The organism is Phytohabitans sp. LJ34, assembly GCF_052068095.1.
Classification (GTDB): domain Bacteria; phylum Actinomycetota; class Actinomycetes; order Mycobacteriales; family Micromonosporaceae; genus Phytohabitans.
Window position 1 is genome coordinate 341,268 of the sequence record NZ_JBQHDG010000002.1, and the last position, 22,299, is coordinate 363,566.

The following is a 22,299-nucleotide window of genomic DNA, read 5'->3' on the forward strand; positions in this document are numbered from 1 at the left end:
CCAGTTTCTGGCCACCCGGCGCGCCCGGTCAACCTGGCCCGCTTCGCGTTTCTGGACCCGCGCGCCACCACCCGGTGGTCGGCGACCTGACGCTCAGCTTCGAGGCCCTGCCCCTGCCGGCGGATACCGGCCTGACGCTGACCGCCCACACCGCCGAGCCCGCCTCCCCGACACACGAGGCCCTGATGCTGCTCGCCAGCTGGACCGCCACCCCGGACTAAAGATCTTTGTCGGGCTGTTCCCGGGTCCGCGTCAGGTGCGGACCGCTGCTCCCGCCGGAGACCGCGCGGGTCGGCGGCTCGCAGCGCTCGCCGAAACCCCCGACCCGCGCTGCCACGTCCGCGAGACAAACCCGAAGACCTTAAGACCTCGCGGCTAGTCGGCGGCATGGCTGGAGCGGGTGCGCCGTTTGGTAGGCAACAGGCATTGTGGACAAACACCCCTGCGTCCGCGGGCCGCGCATCCGCCGAGGCAAAGGGATGACCGCGACCAAACGCGAGAGTGAGCCGCGGACCGCCGCTCCCGTAGCCTCGCCCTGCGCGGGTTGGTCGCGGTCACCCCCCACGGGTGCGCATTGTCCACAATGGCCCTTGCCGGGACGGTGCGCGGGCGGTCAGCGGGGCTAGATCCCGAAGTCCCGACCCGCGGGCTGGTTACGCCGCGTCAGGGCGGCGGAGGGTGGGGTCTGCGACTGCCGGTGGAGATCTTCCGGGGCTTGTCCCGCGGACCTGGCAGTGGACGGCCGGGGATCTCGGCTCGCCTGGCGAGCCGCCGGCCGGGAACGGTGCCCGCGGGAGCATACGGTCCGCAGCTGACGCGGACGCGGGAAAAATTGCCTTGGAAGCCTCTAGATCCGGAAGCCCCTCACCCAGGCCGCGACGCCGCGTTACGGCCGGTGCGGCGAAAGGCGCATGGATACGGCTTGGACGCGTTGTTGCCAGCAGCTCGACAGCTTCGTGCTAGCGCTGGCGGGCGACCTTGCCGTCCACGCGCAGGGCGAGCGTGGGGCAGGCCGCCACCGCGCGGCGGGCGTGTGCGACGAGGTTGGTGGGGAGCGGGTCGGTCTCGATGATCGGGTAGCCCCATTCGTCGAGCTTGACGCGTTCGGGCAGGAGCTCGAGGCACGACGCGTGGCCCACGCATTTGATCATGTCTACCTGGAGGCGGAGGCCCTCCGCGTTGGGGGCGGTCATTTCCAGCTCCGGTCGCGGTGTCGCTTGTCGGGCAGCGGGAGGATCGGGTCGCGGCTGACCCCGGTGCAGGTCCAGCCGTCCATGTGGGTCTCGACGTCGGCCGCGAAGGTGGCCAGGGCGCTGGTCGCGAGCCGGGTGGCGGCGTCCGGGTGCCGGCAGGCGCCGCGGCCGTTGACCTGGGCCATGCGGCGGCTCAGGCGCTGGCGGGTGGCGGGGTCGCAGCGGCCGTACGCGAGCGCGGCCAGGTCACCGGCGATGGCTGGGAGGCCGAACATGCACGGCCCGCACTGCCCCGCCGACTCCTCGGCCAGGTAGCGGACGATCCGGGCGGTCTCGGCGAGGCCGCACGACTCGGCGGGGAGCGCGATGATGCCGCCCGCGCCGAGGCTGGTGCCGAGCGGGCCGGTGCGGTCGTGGCTGAGCGGCAGGCCCCAGCCGTCGGGCATCGGCACCCAGGTGCCGAAGTAGCCGCCGACGAGCACCGCGCCGATCGGCTCGACGGCGCCGCCCGCGGCGTCGACGACCTCGCCGAGGCGCATGCCGGGCGCGATCTCGTACACGTTCGGGCGGGCGACCGCGCCGCCGATGGTGACCAGCGTGGACCCGGGGTCCGAGCGCGTGCCCACCTCCCGGAACCAGTCCGGTCCGTACGCGGCGATCAGCGCCACGTGCGCGAGCGTCTCGACGTTGTCGACGAGCGTGGGGCGCCCGCCCACCCCCTTCTCGAACGGGCGGGGCGGCGCCGCCAGCGGCCGGCCGTCGCCGTCGTTGATGAAGTGGACGAGGGCGGACTCCTCGCTGGACACGTACCGGCGCGGGGCGCGGACCAGCTTGATCTTCACCGGGTCGTCGCGCTGGGCGAGCTCGCGCTCCAGACGGTCGGCGATGCTGGTGCCGCGCTCGACGCAGAGGTACACGCGGTCGGCGCCGACCGCGTGCGCGGCGAGCACCGCGCCGTCGAGTACGAGGTGCGGCGCGCAGGCCATCAGCATCTTGTCTTTGCGGCTGGCCGGCTCGGACTCGCAGCCGTTCGCGATCACGACCGGGCGCTTGGCGCCGGCGGCGACGCTGGTCATCTTGCGGCCGGTCGGGAAGCCGGCGCCACCGCGGCCGCGCAGGCCGGCGTCGGTGATCGCGCGGATCAGCACCCGCCGCCCGTCTTCGCCGGTGAAGCGGCGCATCGGGATCTGCCCGTACGTGGCGCGGTGCTCGGCCAGCCGCCGGCCGCCGGCCAGCAGGCGGGGCAGCGTGCCGGAGCGGCCGCCTTGCCGCGCGCCGCGTTCCATCATGATCGTCATGAGAGCCTCGCCAGGGTCGTGTTCCGCGTGTCGTCGCCCGGCGTGCGCCGCCGCGCGGAGGCCGCCACCCGCCAGCCCACGCCGGCCAGGACGGCCAGCGTGCAGAGCACCGACAGGCCGAGCGGCCAGCTGGATAGCGCGTCGGTGCCGATCCCCAGTCCGTGCACCAACGCGAGCGGCCAGCACAGGTAGGCCGACCAGTGCAGCACCCGCCAGAAGCGCGGGTTGATCCGTGGCCGCAGCAGGCTCGTCACCAGCAGCACCAGGATGATGTCGAACGACAGCGTGCCGAGCGCCATCCAGAACGGGTGGTACGCGGACACGAACGGCACGAACAGGTCGAGCCACGTGATCGGCACGTACGAGTCGACGGCGACGCTGACCACGTGCACGCCGAGCAGCACCATCGCGAGCAGCGAGATGTTGCGGTGCAGGCCGGCGAGCGTGAAGCGCGGCCAGCTCGGCGTGCCCACCCGCATCGGCCCGAGGATGCCCAGCAGCACCGTGGCGGTGAACAGCAGCGTCGACACGAAGCCGGTCGCCCGCGCCACGTGCCAGAGGGACACGTCAGGCATGAGATCTCCACCCCCCGACGGTCACGACCCGTCCGTCGTGACCAACCAGCCGGGCCGGCAGGCCGGCCCCGTCGAGCCAGGCGTCCGCGCCGTCGCCGCGGACGATCGCCGCGGTGGCCGCGGCGTTCGCGTCCACACAGGACCGGGCGGCGACCGTGACGGTACGCCACACCGGCGCCGGCAGGTCGCCGGTACGCGGGTCGACGATGTGGTGCACCGCGCGCCCGCCCCGCCGCCAGGCGCGCTGGGTGACGCTGGAGGTGGCGAGCGCGCCGGAGCGGATCGTCACCACCGGGTCGCCGGGCGCCGCCGCGCGGTGGTCGTCGCCGACACCGACGAGCCAACCGCCCTCCGGCGGCGGGCCGGCGGTGGCGAGGTCGCCGCCGAGCGAGACGAGCACACCGCAGCCGAGGGCCGCGATGCGGGCGGCGGCCCGGTCCGCCGCGAACGCCTTGCCGGTGGAGCCCAGGTCGAGGCGGACGCCGCGGGGCACGACGACCTGGCGGGTCGCGGTGTCCAGCCGCACCCGCCAGTAGCCGGGAGCCGGGCGGGGCGCCGGCGCCGCGCCGTCCGGATCCACGAGCGCGAAGTCACGGTCGTACCCGAGGTCGATCATGGCCTGACCGACCGTCGGGTCGACCAGGCCATCGGTGGCGGCGGCCGCCCGCAGGGCCGCGTCGAGCGCTTCGGCGAGCAGGGGGCTGACCGGCGCGGCCCGCCCCTCGTACGCGCCGAGCCGCATGATCTCCGAGTCGTCCCGGAACCGGCTGTACGCCGCGTCGACCTCGGCCAGGCCGGCGCGGAGCAGCCGCTCCCCGTCGGCGAGCGCTTCGCCGTCGGTGACGAGCAGGACCGCCGTGGTCCCGAGCGCGGAAAAGGCGGCGCGAGGTGGCGCCGCCCGGAGCGATCTCATGATCCGCCCGACTGCGTGTCTGGCGGCGGTGCCGCCTCCTCTTCCTGGGGTGGCTCCTCGACCGGGGCCTCCTCCGGCGCCTTGAGGTCGGCGCCCTGGTTGGTGCCGGCGGCCGGCTTCTTCACGGCGGGTTTCTTCGTCGCCGGCGGCTTCTTGACCGGCGCGGCCGGCTGCTCGGCCGCCGGGGCCGGCGCGGGCTGGGCGAACACCCACCCGAAGAGCAGCGCGAGCGCGGTGGCCCCGCCCGCCGCCGCCTGGGTGACCAGGCGTTGCCGTCGCATGCCCTGGTCACGCCGGTCGACGTGCCTGGCCTGGTGGCGGTCCGACTGCTCCCTCACGCACGGCTCCCTCACACAGGTGACGAGTACCTACTGGTACGGACGGTTCCCCCGCAGGGTTCATTCGCCAGATGCGGTACGGTGCCTCCGGTGGAACGGGCAGTGACGGACGTACCGCCGAAAAGTGTCGAACCGCGCCGGGGGCCGCGCCGGCCCTGGCTGCTGGCGGTGGCGGCGGCGCCGCTGCTCTTCACCGCGTATCTGTTGATCTCCCGCCAGCTGGGCGTCAACTCGGACGGCGCGAGCAACGCGCTCCAGGCGCGCGAGATGCTCGAAGGCAACCTGCTGCTCAGCGGGTGGACCGTCACCGACGTGTCGTTCTACACCAACGAGCTGCTGCTGTTCATGCTCGTCGAGCTCGTGTACGGGTTTCACGGCGACACCACCCACGCCACCGCCGCGCTCGTGTTCACGCTGGTGGTGCTGCTCGTGGCGGCGGCCGCGAAGGGGCGGACCACCGGCCGGGAGGCGGCCGCGCGGGTCGCGGTGGCCGTCGCGATCGTGGCGGTGCCGCCGCTCGGACACGCCGCGATCACCCTGCTCACCTCGCCCGACCACACCGGCACCGCGATCCCGCTGCTGGCCACCTGGCTGGTGCTGGAGCGGGCGCGGCCCGGCCGCTGGCTCCCCCTCGCCGTCGCCGTGCTGCTCGCCTGGGCGCAGGTGGCCGACCCGCTGGTCATGTACATCGGCGTCCTGCCCTTGATCGTGGTGAGCGGCTGGCGTGCCGCGCGGGAGCGGTCGTGGCGCGGCCTGGACGCCCGCCTCGTGCTCGCCGCGGTGGGTTCGGTGGTGCTCGCCCAGCTCGCGCTCACGCTGATGCGCGCGGCCGGCGGCTTCGGCGCGCACGCGGCCGAGGCGAAGCTGGCCGAGTTCTCCAGCCTCGGCCGCCACCTCTGGCTCGGCGTGCGCGTGGTGGCGGTCGACTACGGCGCGTACCCGCCGGACCGGCACGGCCCCGCCGACACGCTCATGAGCGCGGTGCACCTGGTCGGGCTGCTCGCCGCGGCCGCCGCGCTGGTCGTGGTCGTCGCGCGGGCGCTGCGCGGCGCGTCCGACGACCGTCTCGCCGAGCTCGTCGCGGTCGGCATCCTGGTCAACCTCGGCGCGTTCGTGGTCTCCGCCCTCCCGGTCGACCTGCTCTCCGCCCGCCAGGTCGTGGCGGTGCTCCCGCTCGGCGCCGTGCTCGCCGGCCGCGTGTGGGGCCCCCGTCTCGCGTCGCTGCCGCGCGCCGTGCCGGTCGCGGCCGTGGTCGGTGTGCTGCTCGCCGCCGAGCTCGTCGGGCACGCCGCCGCGCGCGGTAGGCCGGGGCACGCCGAGGACGTCGCGAGGTGGCTCGACGCGCGCGGCCTGCGGTACGGGCTCGGCGAGTACTGGAACGCCAACAACATCACCCTGCTCACCAGCGGCCGCGTGGCGGTGCGGCCGGTCGTGGCCGCCGACCGGGTCGCCGCGTACCGGTGGGAGTCCAAGGTGGACTGGTACGACGCGGCAGCGCACGACGCCACGTTCCTGGTGCTGGACACCCGCGGGACCGGCGCGCGGGCCGAGGCGGTCGCGGTGGCCCAGTTCGGGCAGCCGGCCGAGCGCCACGAGTTCGACGGCGCGGTGGTGCTCGTCTACGGCAAGGACCTGCTCGTGGGGCTGCCCGCCTACTGCGTGCCGGAGACGGTGCCGGACATCCGGGACTGCCCCCAGCACGGGGTCGCCCTCTTCTGACTACTCCAGGTGTGCGACATCGTTGTAGCGCATCAGGACCCACGGCCCGCCCGGCTCGGTGTACTCCCACTCGGTGATCGAGGTGTACGACGGGTTGATGTAGGCCCCGGTGCCCGGCCGCGGCACGTCGAAGCGGGTCAGGAACGCCCACGAGATGAACCCGCCGTGACTCACCACGACCACCCGGCGCCCCGGGAAGCGCCGCGGCAGCGCGTCGGTGGTGCGGCGCACCCGGGTGACGAAGTCGTTCCAGCACTCGCCGCCGGGCGCGACCACCCGGTTGGGCTCGGCCTGCACGTCGAAGGACCCGTAGCGGGCCGCGAACTCCGCGATCGGCAGCCCGTCGCCCTGCCCGGGGTGCAGCTCGCAGAGGTCGCAGTCGACCAGCGCGTCGGCCGGGGACACCGCCGGCGCCAGGATCCGCGCGGTCTCCTGCGCCCGCGGGGTGGCGCTGGTCAGCAGCACGTCAGCCGTGAACTCCTCGTCCTGGAACCGCCGCCGCAGCGCCCGCGCCTGCTCCCGCCCGCGCTGCGTGAGCCCCGGGCACCCGCGCGGGCCCGCGACGAGCCCGCGCCGCCCGTGCTCGGATTCACCGTGACGGATGAGTACCAACCGCATGGCGCCCAAGCCTAGGACCCCAACACGGCACCCTCGCAGTGATCCCCCTCGCTAGAGCGCGTGGCCCGCGGTGCTGTCCACGTGACCAGGGATCTCACCCTCGTGGTGGTCGCCCGTGGTGAGGGTGCCCGTCGGTTCGAACATCAGGATCGAGCCGCCCGGCGACGACGGCTTGTGCGGCGTGCCGCGCGGCACCACGAACGTGTCGCCCTGGCGGAGCACGATCGTGGTCTCGGTGCCGTCGTCGGCGCGGACGGCCACGTCGAACTGGCCGTCGAGCACCAGGAAGAACTCGTCGGTGTCCTCGTGGGTGTGCCAGACGTGCTCCCCGCGGGCGTGGGCGACGCGCACGTCGTAGTCGTTCATGCGGGCGACGATCCGCGGGCTGTACACCTCGTCGAAGGAGGCCAGCGCCGCGCTCAGGTTGACCGGTTTCATCCCTCGAAGCTAGGCGAAGAGCCACTCCAGTGCGACCAGGGACTTTGTCACGTAGCGTTCGCGGCTCGTCTCCAGGCCGTAGGCCATGTCCTCGAAGAGGCTGCACCGCGCGTAGAAGACCGCGCGCTCGCGCAGGCCGGCCGGCGCGCCGCCGTAGGCGGCCAGCGCCGCGTCGAGCGCCGCGGGGCCGAGGTCGCGGTGGATGAGCCCGAAGTCGTACGCCGGGTCGACGATCGCCGCGTCGGACCAGTCGATGACGCCGGTGACCGTGCCGGTGAGCGGCTCGACGAGCACGTGCTCGATGCCCAGGTCGTTGTGGGAGAAGGCGAGCGTGTGCGGGTCTTCCGGCGGCGGCGTCTCCAGGAACGACTCGACGCGCCGCCGGTACGCGGCCGGAATGTTCGCGGAGACCGCCGAGTAGGTCTCCCGCGCCTCCCGCCGCCACTCGTCGACCGGCAGGTCGTCGGTCTCGACGAGCTTGGCCATCCGGTCGACCGGCGCCGCGTGCAGCGCGGCCAGGAAACCACCCAGCGCCGCCGCGACCGGGACGCCGTCGACACCGGCGGCGTACAGGAGGGGCACGCCGCGCAGCTTCGGGTACGCCAGGCAGCCCGCGTCGGTGAAGCGCGGCACCGGCACGGGCAGCGGCGAGAAGTTGCCGACGGCGGTGAGCAGGCGGGCCTCGCGGTCGGCGTTGGCGCCGGTGCCGAAGCGGACGATGAGGTCGCCGTTGACCTCGTACGCCACGTTGTCCAAGCCGGCACCGAGCCGTGTCAGCGACTCCACCTCGTAGCCGGGCAGGTGCGCCGCCACCAGGGCGCGGACCCGCGCCGCGGCGTCCCCCATGGCACGATCCTATGGGTGTGGAGTGAAGTTGGTGAGCGGGTCTTCGTGAGCCCGGGTGACGGCGTCAACCCCAACGTCGGCCTGATCGTCGGCGCGGCCGCCTGCGTGGTGGTCGACACGCGCATGACGCACCCGCTGGGGCGGGCGATCGCCGACGCCGTCCGCCAGGTGACCGCGCTGCCGTGGACGGTCGTCAACACGCACGGCCACTACGACCACTGCTTCGGCAACCACGCGTTCCTGCCGGCGGAGATCTGGGGCCACGAGCGCTGCGCGGAGATGCTGCGCCGCGACGGCCCGGTCAAGCGGGCGTACTTCGCGGCCGGCGCCGAGCCGCCGCTCGCCGCCGAGCTGGCCGCCGTGGAGATCGTCCCGCCGGACCGCACGTTCGCCACCGAGGCGCGCCTGGACCTGGGCGGCCGCACCGTCCACCTGCGACACCTGGGCCGGGGCCATACCGACAACGACGTGGTGGTGGAGATCCCGGACGCGGCGGTGCTCTTCGCCGGCGACCTCGTCGAGGAGGGCTACCCGCCGGTGTTCGGCGACGCGTTCCCGCTCGACTGGCCGCTCACGATGGAGGCCGTAGCCGCGCTGGCCGCGGGCGCGGTGGTGCCGGGGCACGGCAAGGTTGTCGACGCGATGTTCGTGCGCGAGCAGGGCGCCACGCTGGCCCGCACGGCCGAGGTGGCGCGGGCGGCGTTCGCGGCGGGCCGCACGGTCGACGACGCGTGGCGCGACACCCCGCTGCCGGAGGACTTCGCCCGGCAGGCCCTCGACCGCGCCTACCGCCAGCTGCGCGGCGACCCGGCCTACGACCCGCCCGGCGTGCTGGCGGCGCGGCTCGGCGTCACTGCCTAGCGCGTCACTGCTAAGCAGGTCACTGCTTAGCGCGTCACTCCTTGGCGACGAGCAGCCGGGCGTAGTTGGCCATCGAACGCTGGTAGCGGGGCAGGTGCGGGGCGAGCGCGCCGAGCAGCAGCGACACCGCCTCCCGCTCGCGGCCGAGGTCGGTGAGGGCGAGCGCGAGCACGGCCCGCACCGCGTCGTCGAGCCCGTCCGAGTCGCGGGTCAGCTCCGCCTCCAGCAGCGCGACGCTCTCTTGTGGACTGCCGAGGTTACGCAGCGAGCTGGCCAGCTGGATCGTGGCGCGCCGCCGCCGCTCGCCGCCGACCCCGGCGGCGAGGGCCCGCCGGTAGAGCGGCACGGCCTGGTCGGGATGCCCGGTCGAGTCGAACGCGGAGGCCCGCTCGAACGCCGCCTCGGCACTCCCCTCGGGCAGCTCCGCCGCGAGCGCGTCGATGAGCTGGCGGAAGGCCTCCGGCTCGTACTCGTCGATCCTGCGCCACGCCTCGGCGATCCGCTCTTCCCACATCACGCAGACAACCCTAGAGATCTCCCGGCGCCGAGGTCACGCTGCCCGTGCTGTGATTTTCTTCAGGCAAATCCAGTCTCGGGGTCGCCGTCCGTTGTGGTGTTGTTGCGAGCCATATTCGCCCACGTCCGCGTCAGCCGCGGACCGTTTGCGCGGGGCCCCTAGAGCCAGCCGGACTCGTCGGCGAGGCGGACCGCCTCGGCGCGGGTGCGGGCGCCGGTCTTGCCGATCGCGGACGAGAGGTGGTTGCGCACGGTGCCCTCGGAGAGCGCGAGCGTGGCGGCCAGGTCGGCGATGGTCCCGCCGTCGCGGGCGGCGCGCAGCACCTCGGTCTCGCGCACGGTCAGCGGGCTGTCGCCGGCGGCGAGCGACTCGGCGGCCAGTCCCGGGTCGACGACGCGCAGGCCGGCGGCGACCCGGCGGACGGCGTCGGCGAGCTGGCGGGCGGGCGTGTCCTTGACCACGAAGCCGCTCGCGCCGGCGGACATCGCCCGGCGCAGGTAGCCGGGGCGGCCGAACGTGGTGACGACGAGCACCTTGCACGCGGGCAGCGCGGCGCGGAGGGCGGCGGTGGCGGCGAGCCCGTCGAGGCCGGGCATCTCGACGTCGAGCAGCGCCACGTCGGGTCGGGTGCGGCGGGCCGCCTCGACCACCTCGTCGCCGCGGCCGACCTCGGCCACCACCTCCAGGTCGGTCTCCAGGGACAGCAGCGCGGCCAGCGCGCCCCGCACGAGGGCCTGGTCGTCGGCGAGGAGGAGGCGGATCACGGCACCCGTACCCGCAATGTGAAACCCCTCTCCGGCGCGCGGCCGACGGTGAGCGAACCGCCCGCGGCCTCGGCCCGCTCCCGCAGCCCGGCCAGGCCGCGACCGCCCGCCGTGCCGTCCGGGCCGTGCCCGTCGTCGCCGACTTCCACCTCGTGTGGCGTGACGCGGATCCAGCAGCGCTTGGCGCCGCTGTGCCGCACCACGTTGGTGACACCTTCGCGCACCACCCAGCCGAACAGCTCGCGACGCTCCGGTGGCACCTGCTCCACGTCGTCCGGCAGCTCGACGTCGATGCCCGCGGAGGTGAGCGCGGCCTGCGCGCCGGCCAGCTCGGCGGCGAGGGAGGCCTGGGCGTACCCGGCGACGGCCGCCCGCACGTCGCGCAGGGACTGGCGGGCCAGCCGCTCCACGTCGCCGATCTCCTCCTCGGCCCGCTCGGGTGCCATCCGCACCAGCCGCCCGGCCAGCTCGGCCTTGACCGCGACCACGGTCAGCGAGTGGCCGAGCAGGTCGTGCAGGTCGCGGGCGAGGCGGTTGCGCTCGTCGGCGACGGCGAGGCGGGCGATCTCCTCGCGGGCGGCGGCCAGCTCGGCGTTGCGCTGGAGCAGCTGGGTCACGCCGAGCACGATCAGGCAGGCCAGGAAGACCGTGAAGCTGAGGTCCGGGCGCGGCCGCCACCCCGGCACGGCGACCGGCACGGCGACGGGCGCGAGCACGAACAGCCCCGCCAGCACCAGCGCCGGCCGGCGGGGCAGGCCGAAGAGCGCGACGACCGAGACGAAGGTCAGCAGGCCCAGCGCGCTCTCGCCGATCGCCGGCGTGAGCGCGCAGAGCAGCACCAGCATGCCGGCCACGCCGGCCCAGCCCCACCAGCCCGGCACCGCTCGGCGCTGCTGGCGGGCCCGGCGGAACGCCCCGAAGAACGCCACGAAGATCGCGGCGAACAGCCCGACCGCCACCACGCCGAGCGCGCGGGCGGCCGGGCTGTCCTCGCTCCACGCCTGGACGAGCGGCTCGACGAGGTAGACGAGCCAGACCCCGTACCAAAGGTGGAAGACGCGTCCCCGCACGCTGGGAACGCTACTCATGCCCTGGCCGTGTCGGCGCCGAACCGCCGCAGCGCCACGAACCCGAGTCCCACCGCCCAGGCCAGCAGCACCAGCAGCCCGCGCATGTCGAGCGAGCCGTGGAAGAGCGGGTTGCGGGCGAGCTGGCCGACCCAGTACGCGGGCGTGAACTCGGCGATGTCGCGCATCAGCCGTGGCATGACCTCGATCGGCACCCACAGCCCGCCGAACGCGGCCAGCAGCATGTACAGCAGCGCGGAGATTTGCTGCACGCTGTCGGGGGTGGCGACGTAGCCGATCACCACACCGAGCGCGGCGAACGGGAGCGCGCCGAGCCACGAGCCGACGAAGACGAGCAGCCAGGTGGTGGCCGACAGGTGCACGCCGAGCGCGAGCGCGCCGAGCAGGTACACGACGACCAGCGGCGGGATGGCCATCAGCAGCGACGTGGCCACCTTGATCGCGACGTACCGGCTGGGCCGCAGCGGGGTGAGGCGGAGCTGGCGGTTCCAGCCGATGCCCCGCTCGACGGCGATCGAACCGCCGCGCCCCATCACGCTGGTCATCGAGCCGAAGACGCCGAGGCTCACCATGAGGTACGCCGAGGTGTCCACGCCGTCGAGGTCCTGGCCCTTGTTGAGCCCGCCGAAGATCAGCAGCAGCACGGCCGGCATGAGCATGCTGAAGATCAGCACGCGCTTGTTGCGGGGCAGGCGCTTGAGCTCCATGAGCAGGTATGTCTTCATGCCGGCGCTCCTTCCAGGGTCAGGGCGACAAAAGCGTCCTCCAGCCCGCGGGCGGTGACCTCGATGTCGTACGCGGGTGTGGTGGCGACCAGCGCGCGCAGCGCGGCGTCGGAGTCGTGGCAGGTGAGCAGCACGGCGTCGCCGCGGCTCTCCACCTGGTCGACGCCGGGGAGGGCGGCGAGCGCGTTGAGGTCCGCGCCGGGCAGCGTGGCCCGGATGGTGCGGCCGGACACCTGCGCCTTGATCTGCGCGGCGGTGCCGTCGGCGACCACCCTGCCGGACCGCATGAAGACGATCCGGTCGGCGAACGCGTCCGCCTCCTCCAGGTAGTGGGTGGCGAAGAGCACCGTGCGGCCGTGGCCGCTCTCCTCCCGCATCGCCGCCCAGAACGAGCGCCGGGCCTCCACGTCCAGGCCGGTGGTCGGCTCGTCCAGCACGATCAGCTCCGGGTCGGCGACGAGCGCCATCGCGAACCGCACCCGCTGCTGCTGCCCGCCGGAGAGCTTGGCCACCCGGCGCCCGGCGAGGTCGGTGAGCCCGGCCCGGGCCAGCACGTCGGGCACCGAGCGGTGGCCGGCGTACAGGGCGGCGGAGAGCTCGACGATCTCGCGCACGGTGAGGTCGGGCAGCAGCCCGCCGGACTGGAGCAGCGCGCCGACCTTGCCGGCTGCGATCGCGTCGGCGGGCGGCATCCCGAAGAGGTGGGCGCTGCCGGTGTCCGGGCGGGCCAGGCCGAGGAGCATGTCGATGGTGGTGGACTTGCCGGCGCCGTTCGGCCCGAGGAGGGCGACGACCTCGCCGGGCCGGATGGTCAGGTCGAGCCCGTCGACGGCGGTGACGCCGCCGTACCGCTTGGTGAGCCCGCGAAGGGCGACTGTCGGTGTCATGCCCTCACCGTCCGCCCGAGCGGCGCCGACCAGGTCGCCCGCCAGTCACCCCCGAGCCATGACGGATGTCATGCCCGCTGGTTGGCCCAGGTCCGGCGGTACCAGTAGAAGGTGCGGCGCAGCCCGTCGGAGAGGTCGACCGACGGCTCGAAGGCGGTGAGCCGGCGCAGCTTGGACAGGTCGGGCGCGCGGCGGGCTGGCGAGCCGGGCGGCGCGGGCTCGGCCACCACCCGCGTCTCCACGCCGGCGATGCGCAGCACGGCGCGGGCCAGGTCGCCGATCGTGGACTGGGCGCCGTCGTTGCCGATGTGGACGATCTCGCCGACCGCGGCGGGCGCCTCCATCAGCCGCAGCGTCGCCTCGACCGCGTCGTCGATGTAACAGAACGCGCGCTTGCGGTGCGGCCCCTTCACCAGGAACGGGTCGTCACCGCGCACCGCCCGCAGGCACATCTGCGGGATGAGCTGGTCGATGCCCATCCGCGGCCCGTAGACGTCGTAGAAGCGGCCCACCACCACCCGGCTGCGCCCCGCGCGGGCGGCGTGCACGAGCGCGGCCTCGGCGAAGAGGCGGCTGGCCGCGTACGCCGAGCGCGGCTCGGCCAGGTCGCCGACCACCACCGGCTCGCCCTCCTCGGTGGGCACCTGCACGACGCCGTCTTCCACGCCGTCCGCGTAGACCTCGCCGGAGGAGGCGAAGAAGACCTTGTCGCCGGGCGCGGCCCAGTCGATGAGGTGGAGGGCGGCGAGCGCGTGGCCGCGGACCGCGCGGACCGGGTCGGACTCGATCGACTTCGGCAGCGGCGCGGGTGGCAGCAGGTAGATCTGGGCCCAGCCGCGGGGCAGCGCGGACCAGGTCGCCGGGTCGGTGAGGTCGCCCGCGATCACCTCGACGCCGGGTGTGGCGCCGAGCGCGGCCACCTCCGCCCGGTCGCGCCCGCGGGACAGGTTGTCGACGACCACGACGTGGTAACCCTCCGTGACCAGCCGTCGCGCCAGGTGCAGGCCGAAGAAGTCGGCACCGCCCAGTATGAGAGCCCGAGCTTTCAGGCTGCCTGTCCCGCCGTTCACCGCCCATTTCCCCCAAGCCCACGCTCCGACGGAGACGTTAGCAATGTGGGGCTGACCCCCCAAAGAGGTGCGTCGATTCCGCGACAGGCCAGGTCAGCGGGTTATGTTAGGCTCACCAAACTTGGGGGTGATTCGGTGTCGGTGAGGCTCTCCGGTGAGGGGCTCACGCTCGCGTACGACCAGCGGGTCGTCGCCGAAGGACTGAGCGTGACGATCCCGGACAACTCGTTCACGGTGATCGTCGGTCCCAACGCCTGCGGCAAGTCGACGCTCCTGCGCGCCCTCTCCCGCATGCTCCGCCCCCGCACCGGCGCGGTCCACCTCGACGGCAAGGCCATCACGTCGTATCCGTCCAAAGAGGTCGCCCGCCGCCTCGGCCTGCTCCCCCAGACGTCGATCGCGCCCGACGGCATCACGGTGACCGACCTCGTGGCCCGCGGTCGCTTTCCGCACCAGCGGCTGCTGCGGCAGTGGTCGCGCGAAGACGAGCGGGTGGTGCGCGAGTCGATGGCCGCCACCGGCGTCACCGACCTCGCCGACCGCCTCGTCGACGAGCTCTCCGGCGGCCAGCGGCAGCGGGTGTGGCTGGCGATGGCGCTCGCCCAGCAGACCGGCATCCTGCTGCTGGACGAGCCCACCACGTTTCTCGACATCACCCACCAGGTCGAGGTGCTCGACCTGTGCGCCGACCTCCAGGAGACCGGCGGCCGCACGCTCGTCGCGGTGCTGCACGACCTCAACCAGGCCTGCCGGTACGCCACGCACCTGATCGCGATGCGCGACGGCCGCGTCGTGGCCGAGGGCGCGCCCGGCGACATCGTCGACGCGACGCTCGTGGGCGAGGTGTTCGGCCTGGCCTGCCGCGTGGTCGCCGACCCGGAGACGGGCACCCCGCTGGTGGTGCCGGCCGCCCGCCGCCCTTCTCACGCCGCGAGCTTGGCGGCGAGCACCGCGTCGCCCGCCTGAAGGTCCGCGCTTCACGGTGAACCGGGCAGCCGCACGGTGAACTCTGTGCGCCCCGGCCGGCTCGACACCTCGACGGTGCCGTGGTGCGCCTCCACGACGGCGGCCACGATCGCGAGCCCCAGCCCGGTGCTGCCGGCCGCGCGGGAGCGGGAGGTGTCGCCGCGCGCGAAGCGTTCGAACACGTCCGCCTGGAGGTCCGGCGCGATCCCCGGCCCGGTGTCCAGCACGGTGAGCACCGCACCGTCGCCGGCGGCGGCGCGCAGGGCGACGGTCACCTCGGTACCCGGCGGGGTGTGCGTACGCGCGTTGGCGAGCAGGTTGGCGACCACCTGGTGCAGGCGGGCCGCGTCGCCGGGCACGGTGAGCGCCTCCTCGGGCAGGTCGAGCCGCCACTTGTGCTCCGGGCCGGCCACGTGCGCGTCGCTGACCGCGTCGACCAGCAGCCGGGACAGGTCCACCGGCTCCGTCTCTAGTGGACGGCCCGAGTCGAGGCGGGCGAGCAGCAGCAGGTCGTCGACGAGCGTGGTCATCCGCGCCGACTCCGACTCGACGCGCCGCAGCGCGTGCGCCACGTCCGGCGGCACCTCTTCCCGGCCGCGGCGGGTCACTTCCGCGTACCCCCGGATCGCGGCGAGGGGGGTGCGCAGCTCGTGGCTGGCGTCCGCGACGAACTGCCGTACCCGCGTCTCGCTGGCCTGCCGCGCGGCCAGCGCGGCGGCGACGTGGCCGAGCATGCGGTTGAGCGCCGCGCCCACCTGGCCCACCTCGGTGCGCGGGTCGGTGTCCGCCTCGGGCACGCGCACGGACAGCGCCACCTCACCGCGGTCGAGCGGCAGCTCCGCGACCCGCCCCGCGGTGGCCGCGACCCGGCGCAACGGTCGCAGCGCGCCACCGATGATGAGCGCGCCGACCGCCACCGCGAGGCACACGCCCGCCCCGACGACGGCCACCTCGATGCCGACGAGCCGCAGCACGGTGTCGTTCACGGTGGCCAGCGGGATGGCGGTGACGACCGTGCCGTCCGGGGTCGCGATGGCCAGGACCCGGTAGTCGCCGAGGTCGGGCAGCTCGACGGTGTGGATGCGGCGGTCCGTCGGCACCGTGACCAGCGCGGTCTCCTGGGCGGCGGTCAGCGGGACCTCGCCGTAGGCGTCGGGGTCCACCCGGGCCCCCCGGTCGACCGCGCCGTCGAGGACGATCGCGCGGACCGAGTCGGGCGGCAGGCCGGGCGTGGTGAGATCCTTGCCTCGCGGCGGCGGCCGGTGGCCAACGTCGACGACCTGCCCGTCGACCTGCTCGATGAGGTAGGCCCGCACCGCGAACGTGGTCGCGACCCCGATCAGCAGCCCGACGATGGCGAGCAGCGCGATGATCGCCGCGAGCAGGCGCGCCCGCAGCGACCAGGTGCTGGGCCGGGCGCTGGGCCGGCTGTTCGGCCTTTTCGGCCGGCTATTCGGCCGGCTTGAGGACATATCCCGCCCCGCGCAACGTGTGGATCATGGGTGGGCGGCCGGCGTCGATCTTCTTGCGCAGGTACGAGATGTACAGCTCGACCACGTTCGCCTGCCCGCCGAAGTCGTAGTGCCACACCCGGTCGAGGATCTGCGCCTTGCTCAACACCCGGCGCGGGTTGCGCATCAGGTAGCGCAGCAGCTCGAACTCGGTCGCGGTCAACGACACCAGGTCGCCGCCCCGCCGCACCTCGTGGCTGTCCTCGTCGAGGCTGAGGTCGCCCACGACGAGCACGGCGTCGTCGCGCGTCGTGCCCACCCCGGCCCGCCGCATCAGCGCGCGCAGCCGCGCCACGACCTCCTCCAGGCTGAACGGCTTGGTCACGTAGTCGTCGCCGCCCGCGGTCAACCCCGCCACCCGGTCCTCGACCGCGTCGCGCGCGGTCAGGAAGAGCACCGGAACGTCGGGCCGCACGCCACGCAGCCGCCGCAGCACCTCCAGGCCGTCGAGGTCGGGCAGCATGATGTCGAGCACGACCGCGTCCGGCTCGAACTCCTTCGCCACCCGCACGGCCGCCATCCCGTTGGCGGCGCTGCGCACCTGCCACCCCTCGTAGCGCAGGGCCATCGAGAGCAGGTCGGTGAGCGTGGCCTCGTCGTCCACGACGAGCACCCGCACGGGCTCGCCATCCGGCCGGCGCAGCTCGGGCCCGGCCGTCCTCGCGTTCACGCTGATCACGCTCCTATGCTGGCGAGCGCGCCTGTGCCCGTCCTTGGCCGTTTCTGTGCGCCACCTGTGAGAATCTCATAGCCGGCGCGCAGCCGGGCTCGCTTCGCCGCGGTCGCCGCCCACGGCTACGGCGGCGGGGACTCGGCGAAGGCCTCGTAAGCCGGGCGCAGCCGGGCTCGCTTCGCCACGGTCGCCGCCCACGGCTACGGCGGCGGGGACTCGGCGAAGGCTTCGTATGCCGGGCGCAGGCGGGCGACCAGGCCGGCGCCGCCCAGCGCGGGCCCCGGGGTCGGGAGCTGGCGCAGCAGCAGGTCGGGCTCGGTCTCCAGCGTCGGCGGCCGTGCGGGCAGCGGCTGGGGCGGCAGCCAGAAACGGTCGACCGCGTCCTCCAGCGGCGGGTCGGCCACCTCGGCCAGCGCGGCGGCGGCACCCACCGGCGCCGGCGGGCGGGCGCGGTCGGAGCGCCGCGTGCCCTCGACGCCGCGGTCGGAGCGCCGCGTGCCCTCGACGCCGCCGCCACGGAGCAGGCGCAGGCGCGACAGCAGGTCTTCGCGGGCGCGGCCGCGCCAGTGCAGGATCTGGAACGGGTCCTCGTCGAACTCCTCGGCCAGCAGGTAGAACGTCGCCGCCAGGTGCTTGCACGGCACCGCGTGGTCGGGGCACGTGCAGCGCATCCGCAGGTCGGCCACCCGCTGGGGGAACAGGGGCGCGCCCAGCCCGGCGAAGAGCTCCTCCAGGTCGGGCGGCACGTCGCCGGCCAGCAGGCGCGCGCTGTAGATGGCCTGGCCGGCCAGCACCTCCTCGGCGCGCGCCCACACCGCGGCGGAAAAGCGCTCCAGGCCGATCGTCACCCGGTACGGCTGCTCGCGCGAGCCCTGCACCGACGCGGTCACCTCGCCGGGCGCCACGGCGAGGGAGAGGACCTGGCCCTTGCGCGCGTACGAGCGGCCGCGGGTCAGCCGGCTGCCGATCGCGAACGACTCCAGCACCGCCAGGAATCGGCGGGACCACCACGACTCACCGATCGCGCCGCGGGCGCTGCGCGCCTTGAGCCCGCCCTCGACCTCGCGGGTGCGCCCGAACCGCTGGAAGTTCATTCGACCACCGCCCCGGCCTCCAGCGCGAAGAGCCGCCGCAGATCCGATGTGGACAGCTCGGTGAGCCACTGCTCGCCGGTGCCCACGATCTTCGCGGCCAGCCCCCGCTTTTCCCGGATCATGTCGGCGATCTTCTCCTCGACGGTGCCGGCGCACACGAACTTGCGCACCTGCACCGCCCGCCGCTGCCCGATCCGGAACGCCCGGTCGGTCGCCTGGTCCTCGACGGCCGGGTTCCACCAGCGGTCGACGTGCACCACGTGGTTGGCCGCGGTCAGCGTGAGGCCGGTGCCGCCCGCCTTGAGCGAGAGCACGAACAGCGGCGGCCCGCCCGGACCCTGGAAGCGGCCGACCATCCCGTCACGGTCCTTCTTCGACACTCCACCGTGGAGGAAGAGCACCTCGCGGCCGTAGCGGGCGGACAGGTGCGCGCGGAGCATCCCGCCGAACTCGGCGTACTGCGTGAACAGCAGCGCCCGCTCCCCCGCCGCGAGCACCTCCTCGAGGATCTCCTCCAGGCGGGCCAGCTTGCCCGAGCGGCCGGCGAGCCGGGTGTCGTCGTGCAGGAACTGCGCCGGGTGGTTGCACACCTGCTTGAGCTTGCTCATCGTGGCGAGGACCAGGCCGCGCCGCTCGATGCCGTCGCTCCGCTCGATCTTCTCGATCATGTCGTCCACGACCGCCTGGTACAGGGACGCCTGCTCGCCGGTCAGGTTGCAGAGCACCTCCATCTCCAGCTTGTCGGGCAGGTCCGAGATGATCGTCTTGTCGGTCTTGAGGCGCCGCAGCACGAACGGCCCGGTGATCCGCCGCAGCCGCCGCGCCGCCTCCTCGTCACCGTGCCGCTCGACCGGCTCGGCGTACTTCTTCTTGAACGCCGCCGCCGCGCCCAACAGCCCCGGGTTGGCGAAGTCCATGATGGACCAGAGGTCGGCGAGGCGGTTTTCCACCGGTGTACCCGTGACGGCCACCCGGTGCCGCGCCGGCAGCGCGCGCACGGCGGCCGCCTGCCGGGTGGCGGCGTTCTTGATCGCCTGCGCCTCGTCAACGACGACCCGGTGCCACGCGATCTCACCCAGGGCCTCGGCGTCGCGCGCCGCCACCGAGTACGTGGTGACGACGACGTCCGCCTCCCGCACCGCCGCCGCGAACTCCGCCCCGCGCGCCCGCTCCGCACCGTGGTGCACGTGCACCCGCAACCCGGGCGCGAACTTCGCCGCCTCCCGCTCCCAGTTGCCGACCAGCGACATAGGACACACAAGCAACGTCGGCCCCACCTCCGCCTCGTCGCCGGCCATCAAGGCGAGCAACTGCACGGTGTTGTGGCACAGCATGCCGCCGGCGACGAAGTTGTGGTGCTGGGCGACCTCGAAGTCGTACACCCACCCGGTGTGGTCCACGTCCTCGACCGACACCACCTCCGCGAAGTGCACCTCGCTACCCGCCCGCCAGGCGAGCGCGTCGCGAAGGTCGCCCAGCCCGTCCAGATCCAGGTGCCGGTAGGCCTCGGTCACCGCCGCTGTCCACTTGGTGTGCGGGCGGGCGGCGTACTCCGCGGCGGCCTCTCCCGAGATGATCCGGTCCATCCCCGCCACCGCGAGGGCCGAGGTCGCCCGCGACGTTTCCTGGCTGCCGACGAAGTAGACCGTGCCGACGCCGAAGTGCCGCGCGGGCAGGCCGGTGACCGCCTTCGCGTACGAGAGGATGTCGGCCGCCGGCACTCCCTCGACGTTCGTGTTGGCGGGCTTGGCGCAGAGCTTCGCCAGCTTGGCCGTCTTGACCGGATCGGAGAAGCCGATGTGCTCCTGGAAGAGGCGCAGGGACGGCCCGCCGATGACGCCCACGTGGTACGGGCGGAGGATCCCCGCGCCGTTAGTCGCCCGCTTGTGCTTCACGGTGAAGCGCAGCCAGATGCCGAAACGGCGCAGCATCGTGGAGAGCTGCCGCATGATCACCGGCGAGGCCGAGCTGATCTCCACCATCCGCATCGACGGGACGACGGAACCCTCCGCCGTGAAGTACTCCCGCAGGAACAGGGCGATGGTCGCGTCATCGGCGGCGACGACGAAGTCCGGAATCGCCTTGCCCGCCGACCGCTGGCCCCACCGGTATCCGCGCTCCTCCAGATAGCGCATGTACGCCACGCTACGGATGCCGAGGACGCCGTATCCCCGGGTGTTACGAGCGAGCGAGGGTTGGTTGATCCGGACGCCCAGTCGAGTTCCCCAATCGAGCGCGGCCCGACGCACCCTTTCGAGGACCGCGGTGTCCTTCTGCGAGATGTACAGGGCACCGCTGCGCACCTCGTAGCCTTCGCTGATCTGCCACGCCAGCAGCGTCGTGAGGTCGGGGTCGACCGGCTCGCCCCGCCAGACCAGCCGCGCCGGCACGCAGAGCCGGTCGCCGACATTGATGTCGTTGGTCCAGCCGTGCGTGCCGAGGAGCTTGTGTCGCCGGGTGATCAGGACCTCGCTGCCGTCGTCGAGCCGGATCCGCCGTAGCCGTTCGCTGACCTGCTGGCGGTAGAGGCGGCGCACCGGGGCCTCCACCATCGGGCCCGGGAATGGCCCCCCGGAGAGCGCGTTGACGATCAGGGGCCGTGTGGGTGCCGCCCACTCCCCTTCTCCGTCCGACTCGGACGGCCCGGCACACTCGGCCCACAGCCGCTCGGCGGTGATAAGCTGCCCATTGACAAATACAGACATGTCACCACTTATGCATTTACCTAAGCCCATGTCGTCCGCCAATATGCCGCCCAGGCCTAGGGACTGGAGGAACGTCAGCCAGGCCAGGCCGCGCTTCTGGTATGGGCGTAGCGTGCCGGCGAAGGTCGGTGGCGGGTCGATCGGGGCCAGGTGGCGCTCGGCCTCGCCTGCGAGCAGGTCGCCCAGCGGACCATCGGCCGTCACCGCCTGGATCGGGAGGGCGTCCGGGTCGTCCTCCATGGACAGTCCTAGGTGGAGCAGCTCGCCCACGCTCATCTCGCCGCCCGACTTGAGCAGCTTGAGACCGGCGGCCAGGTGCTTGGCGTCGAGCTCGACCCACTGCCCGCGCAGGCGGACCAGTGGGGTCTTGAGCTTGGCCAGCTCGCGCAGCTCCTTTTCGGACAGTGGCTCGTCACCGAGCGCCAGCTCCCACTGGTAGTCGACGAGGGAGCGCATGCCGACCGAGCTGGTGGAGGCGACCGTGCCGGGCGCGGTGCGGCTGCCGCGGGCGCGGAGCTTGGCGCCGAGCCGCGAACCGGGGCGGCCCCACCACGTGGGCAGCAGCACGCCGAACCCGGCCGCGTGCAGCAGCGGCGCCCCCTCGCGCAGGAAGCGGTGCGCTCCGGTGACGTCGAGGCCCAATGTGGACGGTTTGGCGGTGCGGAGGGCGTCGTCCAGCTCGGGCCAGAGCCGGCTGGCGCGGCCCAGCTCGGTGAGGAGTGTCTCCTGTGGAGCGTCGAGGTGGCGCGCGAGGGCGCGGAGGGCGCCGCGCGAGCGCCACACCTTGTCGGCGTCGATGACCAGGCTCGGCTCGTCGGCGGCTTGCAGCGAGAAGTCGACGCGCCAGTCCTGTACCTCTTCCTCGTCCGGCTCGACGAGGCGGAAGCAGGCCCGCACCGCGCCCCCGGCCGCGTCGCGCTGCCACTCGGCCACGGCGCCGGCGAGCGTGGCCAGCTCGGACGCGGCAGCGTCGACCCGGCGCTCACGGCCCGACAGTGCCCCCAGCCACGCGCCTGACGTCGTGCCACGGCCCCCGGCGATGCGTACCCCATCCAATGCCGCCCGCGCCGCGGCGTCGACCAGCGCGTCGAGGGTGACCCCGAGGAGGGTCGCGGGGTTTCCTCCGGCCGCCCGGCCGGAGGGTGGCAGCGCGGCGGCGAGCGCGCGGGCCCACGCGGCGTCGGCGCCGGTCAGCACCGGCCGCCACGCGGCCGCGCCCTCGGCCACCGCCGGCAGCACCCGGCCGCGCCGCACCAGGTCCGCGGCGAAGGCGGCGACCTCCGCCGCGTGCCGCAGCGAAGAGCCGTGAGCCACGCGGTCGTCCAGCCCGCGCAGCAGCGACAGCGCCGCGTCGGGATCCAGCTCCAGCGTGGGTACGAGCCAGGGGGCGAGAGCCACGGCGGCGCTCCCCCGGCGCGGCGGGTCGGTGCGCACGAGCTCGGGTGAGTCGAGCGGGCGGCCGCCCGCCGTGGGCAGCTGGAGCGTGGCGGTCGCGTGGCG

22 protein-coding genes and 1 pseudogene are annotated in these 22,299 nt (G+C 73.9%); 4 read left to right on the plus strand and 19 right to left on the minus strand.

What is annotated here, in order from left to right:
* The first annotated feature begins 74 nt into the window (after positions 1-74).
* Positions 75-221 carry an MmyB family transcriptional regulator gene (locus tag ACTMTJ_RS04555; protein WP_441214777.1) on the plus strand — a complete coding sequence of 49 codons (147 nt, stop codon included), beginning with the start codon at positions 75-77 and terminating at the stop codon, positions 219-221.
* Between the two features lie 738 nt (positions 222-959).
* On the opposite strand, the gene ACTMTJ_RS04560 is transcribed toward ACTMTJ_RS04555, so the two are convergent.
* The 5 genes from ACTMTJ_RS04560 to ACTMTJ_RS04580 are packed head-to-tail and all read right to left on the minus strand — an operon-like array spanning position 960 to position 4,317.
* Entirely contained in the window at positions 960-1,193 is a 234-nt protein-coding gene (locus ACTMTJ_RS04560) for a ferredoxin (RefSeq protein ID WP_441214778.1), read from the minus strand.
* On the minus strand, positions 1,190-2,491 hold the full coding sequence (locus ACTMTJ_RS04565; protein ID WP_441214779.1) for an NADH-ubiquinone oxidoreductase-F iron-sulfur binding region domain-containing protein: 1,302 nt from the start codon (positions 2,489-2,491) through the stop codon (positions 1,190-1,192). The genes ACTMTJ_RS04560 and ACTMTJ_RS04565 overlap by 4 nt, the downstream gene beginning before the upstream one ends.
* Complete coding sequence (locus tag ACTMTJ_RS04570; protein WP_441214780.1) at positions 2,488-3,066, minus strand: ferric reductase-like transmembrane domain-containing protein; 579 nt, start codon at positions 3,064-3,066, stop codon at positions 2,488-2,490. The genes ACTMTJ_RS04565 and ACTMTJ_RS04570 overlap by 4 nt, the downstream gene beginning before the upstream one ends.
* A complete protein-coding gene (locus tag ACTMTJ_RS04575) occupies positions 3,059-3,979 on the minus strand; it encodes an FAD:protein FMN transferase (protein ID WP_441214781.1) in 921 nt (306 codons plus the stop codon). The genes ACTMTJ_RS04570 and ACTMTJ_RS04575 overlap by 8 nt, the downstream gene beginning before the upstream one ends.
* Positions 3,976-4,317, minus strand: a complete 342-nt coding sequence (locus ACTMTJ_RS04580; RefSeq protein ID WP_441214782.1) for a hypothetical protein — start codon at positions 4,315-4,317, stop codon at positions 3,976-3,978. Before ACTMTJ_RS04580 ends, ACTMTJ_RS04575 begins: the two co-directional genes overlap by 4 nt.
* A 90-nt stretch (positions 4,318-4,407) precedes the next feature.
* On the opposite strand from ACTMTJ_RS04580, the gene ACTMTJ_RS04585 reads away from it, so the two are divergent.
* A complete protein-coding gene (locus ACTMTJ_RS04585; protein ID WP_441214783.1) occupies positions 4,408-6,036 on the plus strand; it encodes a hypothetical protein in 1,629 nt (542 codons plus the stop codon).
* Here ACTMTJ_RS04585 and ACTMTJ_RS04590 read toward each other — a convergent pair whose 3' ends face one another.
* Genes ACTMTJ_RS04590 through ACTMTJ_RS04600 form a run of 3 tightly spaced genes read right to left on the minus strand, consistent with a single transcriptional unit; the run spans position 6,037 to position 7,938 of the window.
* Positions 6,037-6,654, minus strand: coding sequence for a histidine phosphatase family protein (locus ACTMTJ_RS04590; RefSeq protein ID WP_441214784.1), 618 nt, complete (start codon positions 6,652-6,654; stop codon positions 6,037-6,039).
* 51 nt (positions 6,655-6,705) lie between these two features.
* On the minus strand, positions 6,706-7,092 hold the full coding sequence (locus ACTMTJ_RS04595; RefSeq protein ID WP_441214785.1) for a cupin domain-containing protein: 387 nt from the start codon (positions 7,090-7,092) through the stop codon (positions 6,706-6,708).
* Positions 7,093-7,101: 9 nt separating this feature from the next.
* Positions 7,102-7,938 (minus strand): phosphotransferase family protein, encoded by an 837-nt coding sequence (locus tag ACTMTJ_RS04600; RefSeq protein ID WP_441214786.1) that lies wholly within the window; start codon positions 7,936-7,938, stop codon positions 7,102-7,104.
* 15 nt (positions 7,939-7,953) lie between these two features.
* Here ACTMTJ_RS04600 and ACTMTJ_RS04605 point away from each other — a divergent pair, with 15 nt between their 5' ends.
* Positions 7,954-8,799: an MBL fold metallo-hydrolase gene (locus tag ACTMTJ_RS04605; RefSeq protein ID WP_441214787.1), complete on the plus strand. Its 846-nt coding sequence runs from the start codon at positions 7,954-7,956 to the stop codon at positions 8,797-8,799.
* 34 nt (positions 8,800-8,833) lie between these two features.
* Here the strand turns inward: ACTMTJ_RS04605 and ACTMTJ_RS04610 are convergent, their stop codons facing one another.
* The 6 genes from ACTMTJ_RS04610 to ACTMTJ_RS04635 form a co-directional block, all read right to left on the minus strand.
* Positions 8,834-9,313: a tetratricopeptide repeat protein gene (locus ACTMTJ_RS04610; protein WP_441214954.1), complete on the minus strand. Its 480-nt coding sequence runs from the start codon at positions 9,311-9,313 to the stop codon at positions 8,834-8,836.
* Positions 9,314-9,474: 161 nt separating this feature from the next.
* Complete coding sequence (locus tag ACTMTJ_RS04615; protein ID WP_441214788.1) at positions 9,475-10,080, minus strand: response regulator transcription factor; 606 nt, start codon at positions 10,078-10,080, stop codon at positions 9,475-9,477.
* On the minus strand, positions 10,077-11,150 hold the full coding sequence (locus tag ACTMTJ_RS04620; RefSeq protein ID WP_441214789.1) for a histidine kinase: 1,074 nt from the start codon (positions 11,148-11,150) through the stop codon (positions 10,077-10,079). The genes ACTMTJ_RS04615 and ACTMTJ_RS04620 overlap by 4 nt, the downstream gene beginning before the upstream one ends.
* Positions 11,151-11,164: 14 nt before the next feature.
* Positions 11,165-11,893: an ABC transporter permease gene (locus tag ACTMTJ_RS04625; protein ID WP_441214790.1), complete on the minus strand. Its 729-nt coding sequence runs from the start codon at positions 11,891-11,893 to the stop codon at positions 11,165-11,167.
* Positions 11,890-12,780, minus strand: coding sequence for an ABC transporter ATP-binding protein (locus ACTMTJ_RS04630; RefSeq protein ID WP_441214791.1), 891 nt, complete (start codon positions 12,778-12,780; stop codon positions 11,890-11,892). The genes ACTMTJ_RS04625 and ACTMTJ_RS04630 overlap by 4 nt, the downstream gene beginning before the upstream one ends.
* Before the next feature lie 68 nt (positions 12,781-12,848).
* Positions 12,849-13,850 carry an NAD-dependent epimerase/dehydratase family protein gene (locus ACTMTJ_RS04635; RefSeq protein WP_441214792.1) on the minus strand — a complete coding sequence of 334 codons (1,002 nt, stop codon included), beginning with the start codon at positions 13,848-13,850 and terminating at the stop codon, positions 12,849-12,851.
* Positions 13,851-13,985: 135 nt separating this feature from the next.
* On the opposite strand from ACTMTJ_RS04635, the gene ACTMTJ_RS04640 reads away from it, so the two are divergent.
* The gene (locus tag ACTMTJ_RS04640) at positions 13,986-14,816 is read left to right on the plus strand and encodes an ABC transporter ATP-binding protein (protein ID WP_441214793.1); all 831 of its coding nucleotides are present in this window, start codon (positions 13,986-13,988) and stop codon (positions 14,814-14,816) included.
* 11 nt (positions 14,817-14,827) lie between these two features.
* Here the strand turns inward: ACTMTJ_RS04640 and ACTMTJ_RS04645 are convergent, their stop codons facing one another.
* From ACTMTJ_RS04645 to ACTMTJ_RS04665, 5 genes and pseudogenes are all read right to left on the minus strand, one after another.
* Entirely contained in the window at positions 14,828-16,288 is a 1,461-nt protein-coding gene (locus ACTMTJ_RS04645) for an ATP-binding protein (RefSeq protein ID WP_441214794.1), read from the minus strand.
* A complete protein-coding gene (locus ACTMTJ_RS04650) occupies positions 16,266-16,997 on the minus strand; it encodes a response regulator transcription factor (protein WP_441214795.1) in 732 nt (243 codons plus the stop codon). The genes ACTMTJ_RS04645 and ACTMTJ_RS04650 overlap by 23 nt, the downstream gene beginning before the upstream one ends.
* 203 nt (positions 16,998-17,200) lie before the next feature.
* Complete coding sequence (locus ACTMTJ_RS04655; RefSeq protein WP_441214796.1) at positions 17,201-18,094, minus strand: SWIM zinc finger family protein; 894 nt, start codon at positions 18,092-18,094, stop codon at positions 17,201-17,203.
* Entirely contained in the window at positions 18,091-20,829 is a 2,739-nt protein-coding gene (locus tag ACTMTJ_RS04660) for an SNF2-related protein (protein WP_441214955.1), read from the minus strand. The genes ACTMTJ_RS04655 and ACTMTJ_RS04660 overlap by 4 nt, the downstream gene beginning before the upstream one ends.
* Positions 20,809-22,275 (minus strand): annotated as a pseudogene (locus ACTMTJ_RS04665) (SNF2 helicase-associated domain-containing protein); the annotation flags it as partial. The gene ACTMTJ_RS04660 and the pseudogene ACTMTJ_RS04665, both read right to left, overlap by 21 nt.
* Positions 22,276-22,299: the final 24 nt, after the last annotated feature.

Excerpts from the sequence above, each read along its gene's own strand:
- ACTMTJ_RS04610 (WP_441214954.1), bottom strand. The coding sequence starts at position 9,313 with ATGTGGGAAGAGCGGATCGCCGAGGCGTGGCGCAGGATCGACGAGTAC.
- ACTMTJ_RS04600 (WP_441214786.1), bottom strand. The coding sequence starts at position 7,938 with ATGGGGGACGCCGCGGCGCGGGTCCGCGCCCTGGTGGCGGCGCACCTG.
- ACTMTJ_RS04565 (WP_441214779.1), bottom strand. The coding sequence starts at position 2,491 with ATGACGATCATGATGGAACGCGGCGCGCGGCAAGGCGGCCGCTCCGGC.
- ACTMTJ_RS04630 (WP_441214791.1), bottom strand. The coding sequence starts at position 12,780 with ATGACACCGACAGTCGCCCTTCGCGGGCTCACCAAGCGGTACGGCGGC.
- ACTMTJ_RS04625 (WP_441214790.1), bottom strand. The coding sequence starts at position 11,893 with ATGAAGACATACCTGCTCATGGAGCTCAAGCGCCTGCCCCGCAACAAG.
- ACTMTJ_RS04660 (WP_441214955.1), bottom strand. The coding sequence starts at position 20,829 with ATGGGCTTAGGTAAATGCATAAGTGGTGACATGTCTGTATTTGTCAAT.
- ACTMTJ_RS04655 (WP_441214796.1), bottom strand. The coding sequence starts at position 18,094 with ATGAACTTCCAGCGGTTCGGGCGCACCCGCGAGGTCGAGGGCGGGCTC.
- ACTMTJ_RS04575 (WP_441214781.1), bottom strand. The coding sequence starts at position 3,979 with ATGAGATCGCTCCGGGCGGCGCCACCTCGCGCCGCCTTTTCCGCGCTC.
- ACTMTJ_RS04560 (WP_441214778.1), bottom strand. The coding sequence starts at position 1,193 with ATGACCGCCCCCAACGCGGAGGGCCTCCGCCTCCAGGTAGACATGATC.
- ACTMTJ_RS04595 (WP_441214785.1), bottom strand. The coding sequence starts at position 7,092 with ATGAAACCGGTCAACCTGAGCGCGGCGCTGGCCTCCTTCGACGAGGTG.
- ACTMTJ_RS04590 (WP_441214784.1), bottom strand. The coding sequence starts at position 6,654 with ATGCGGTTGGTACTCATCCGTCACGGTGAATCCGAGCACGGGCGGCGC.
- ACTMTJ_RS04570 (WP_441214780.1), bottom strand. The coding sequence starts at position 3,066 with ATGCCTGACGTGTCCCTCTGGCACGTGGCGCGGGCGACCGGCTTCGTG.
- ACTMTJ_RS04645 (WP_441214794.1), bottom strand. The coding sequence starts at position 16,288 with ATGTCCTCAAGCCGGCCGAATAGCCGGCCGAAAAGGCCGAACAGCCGG.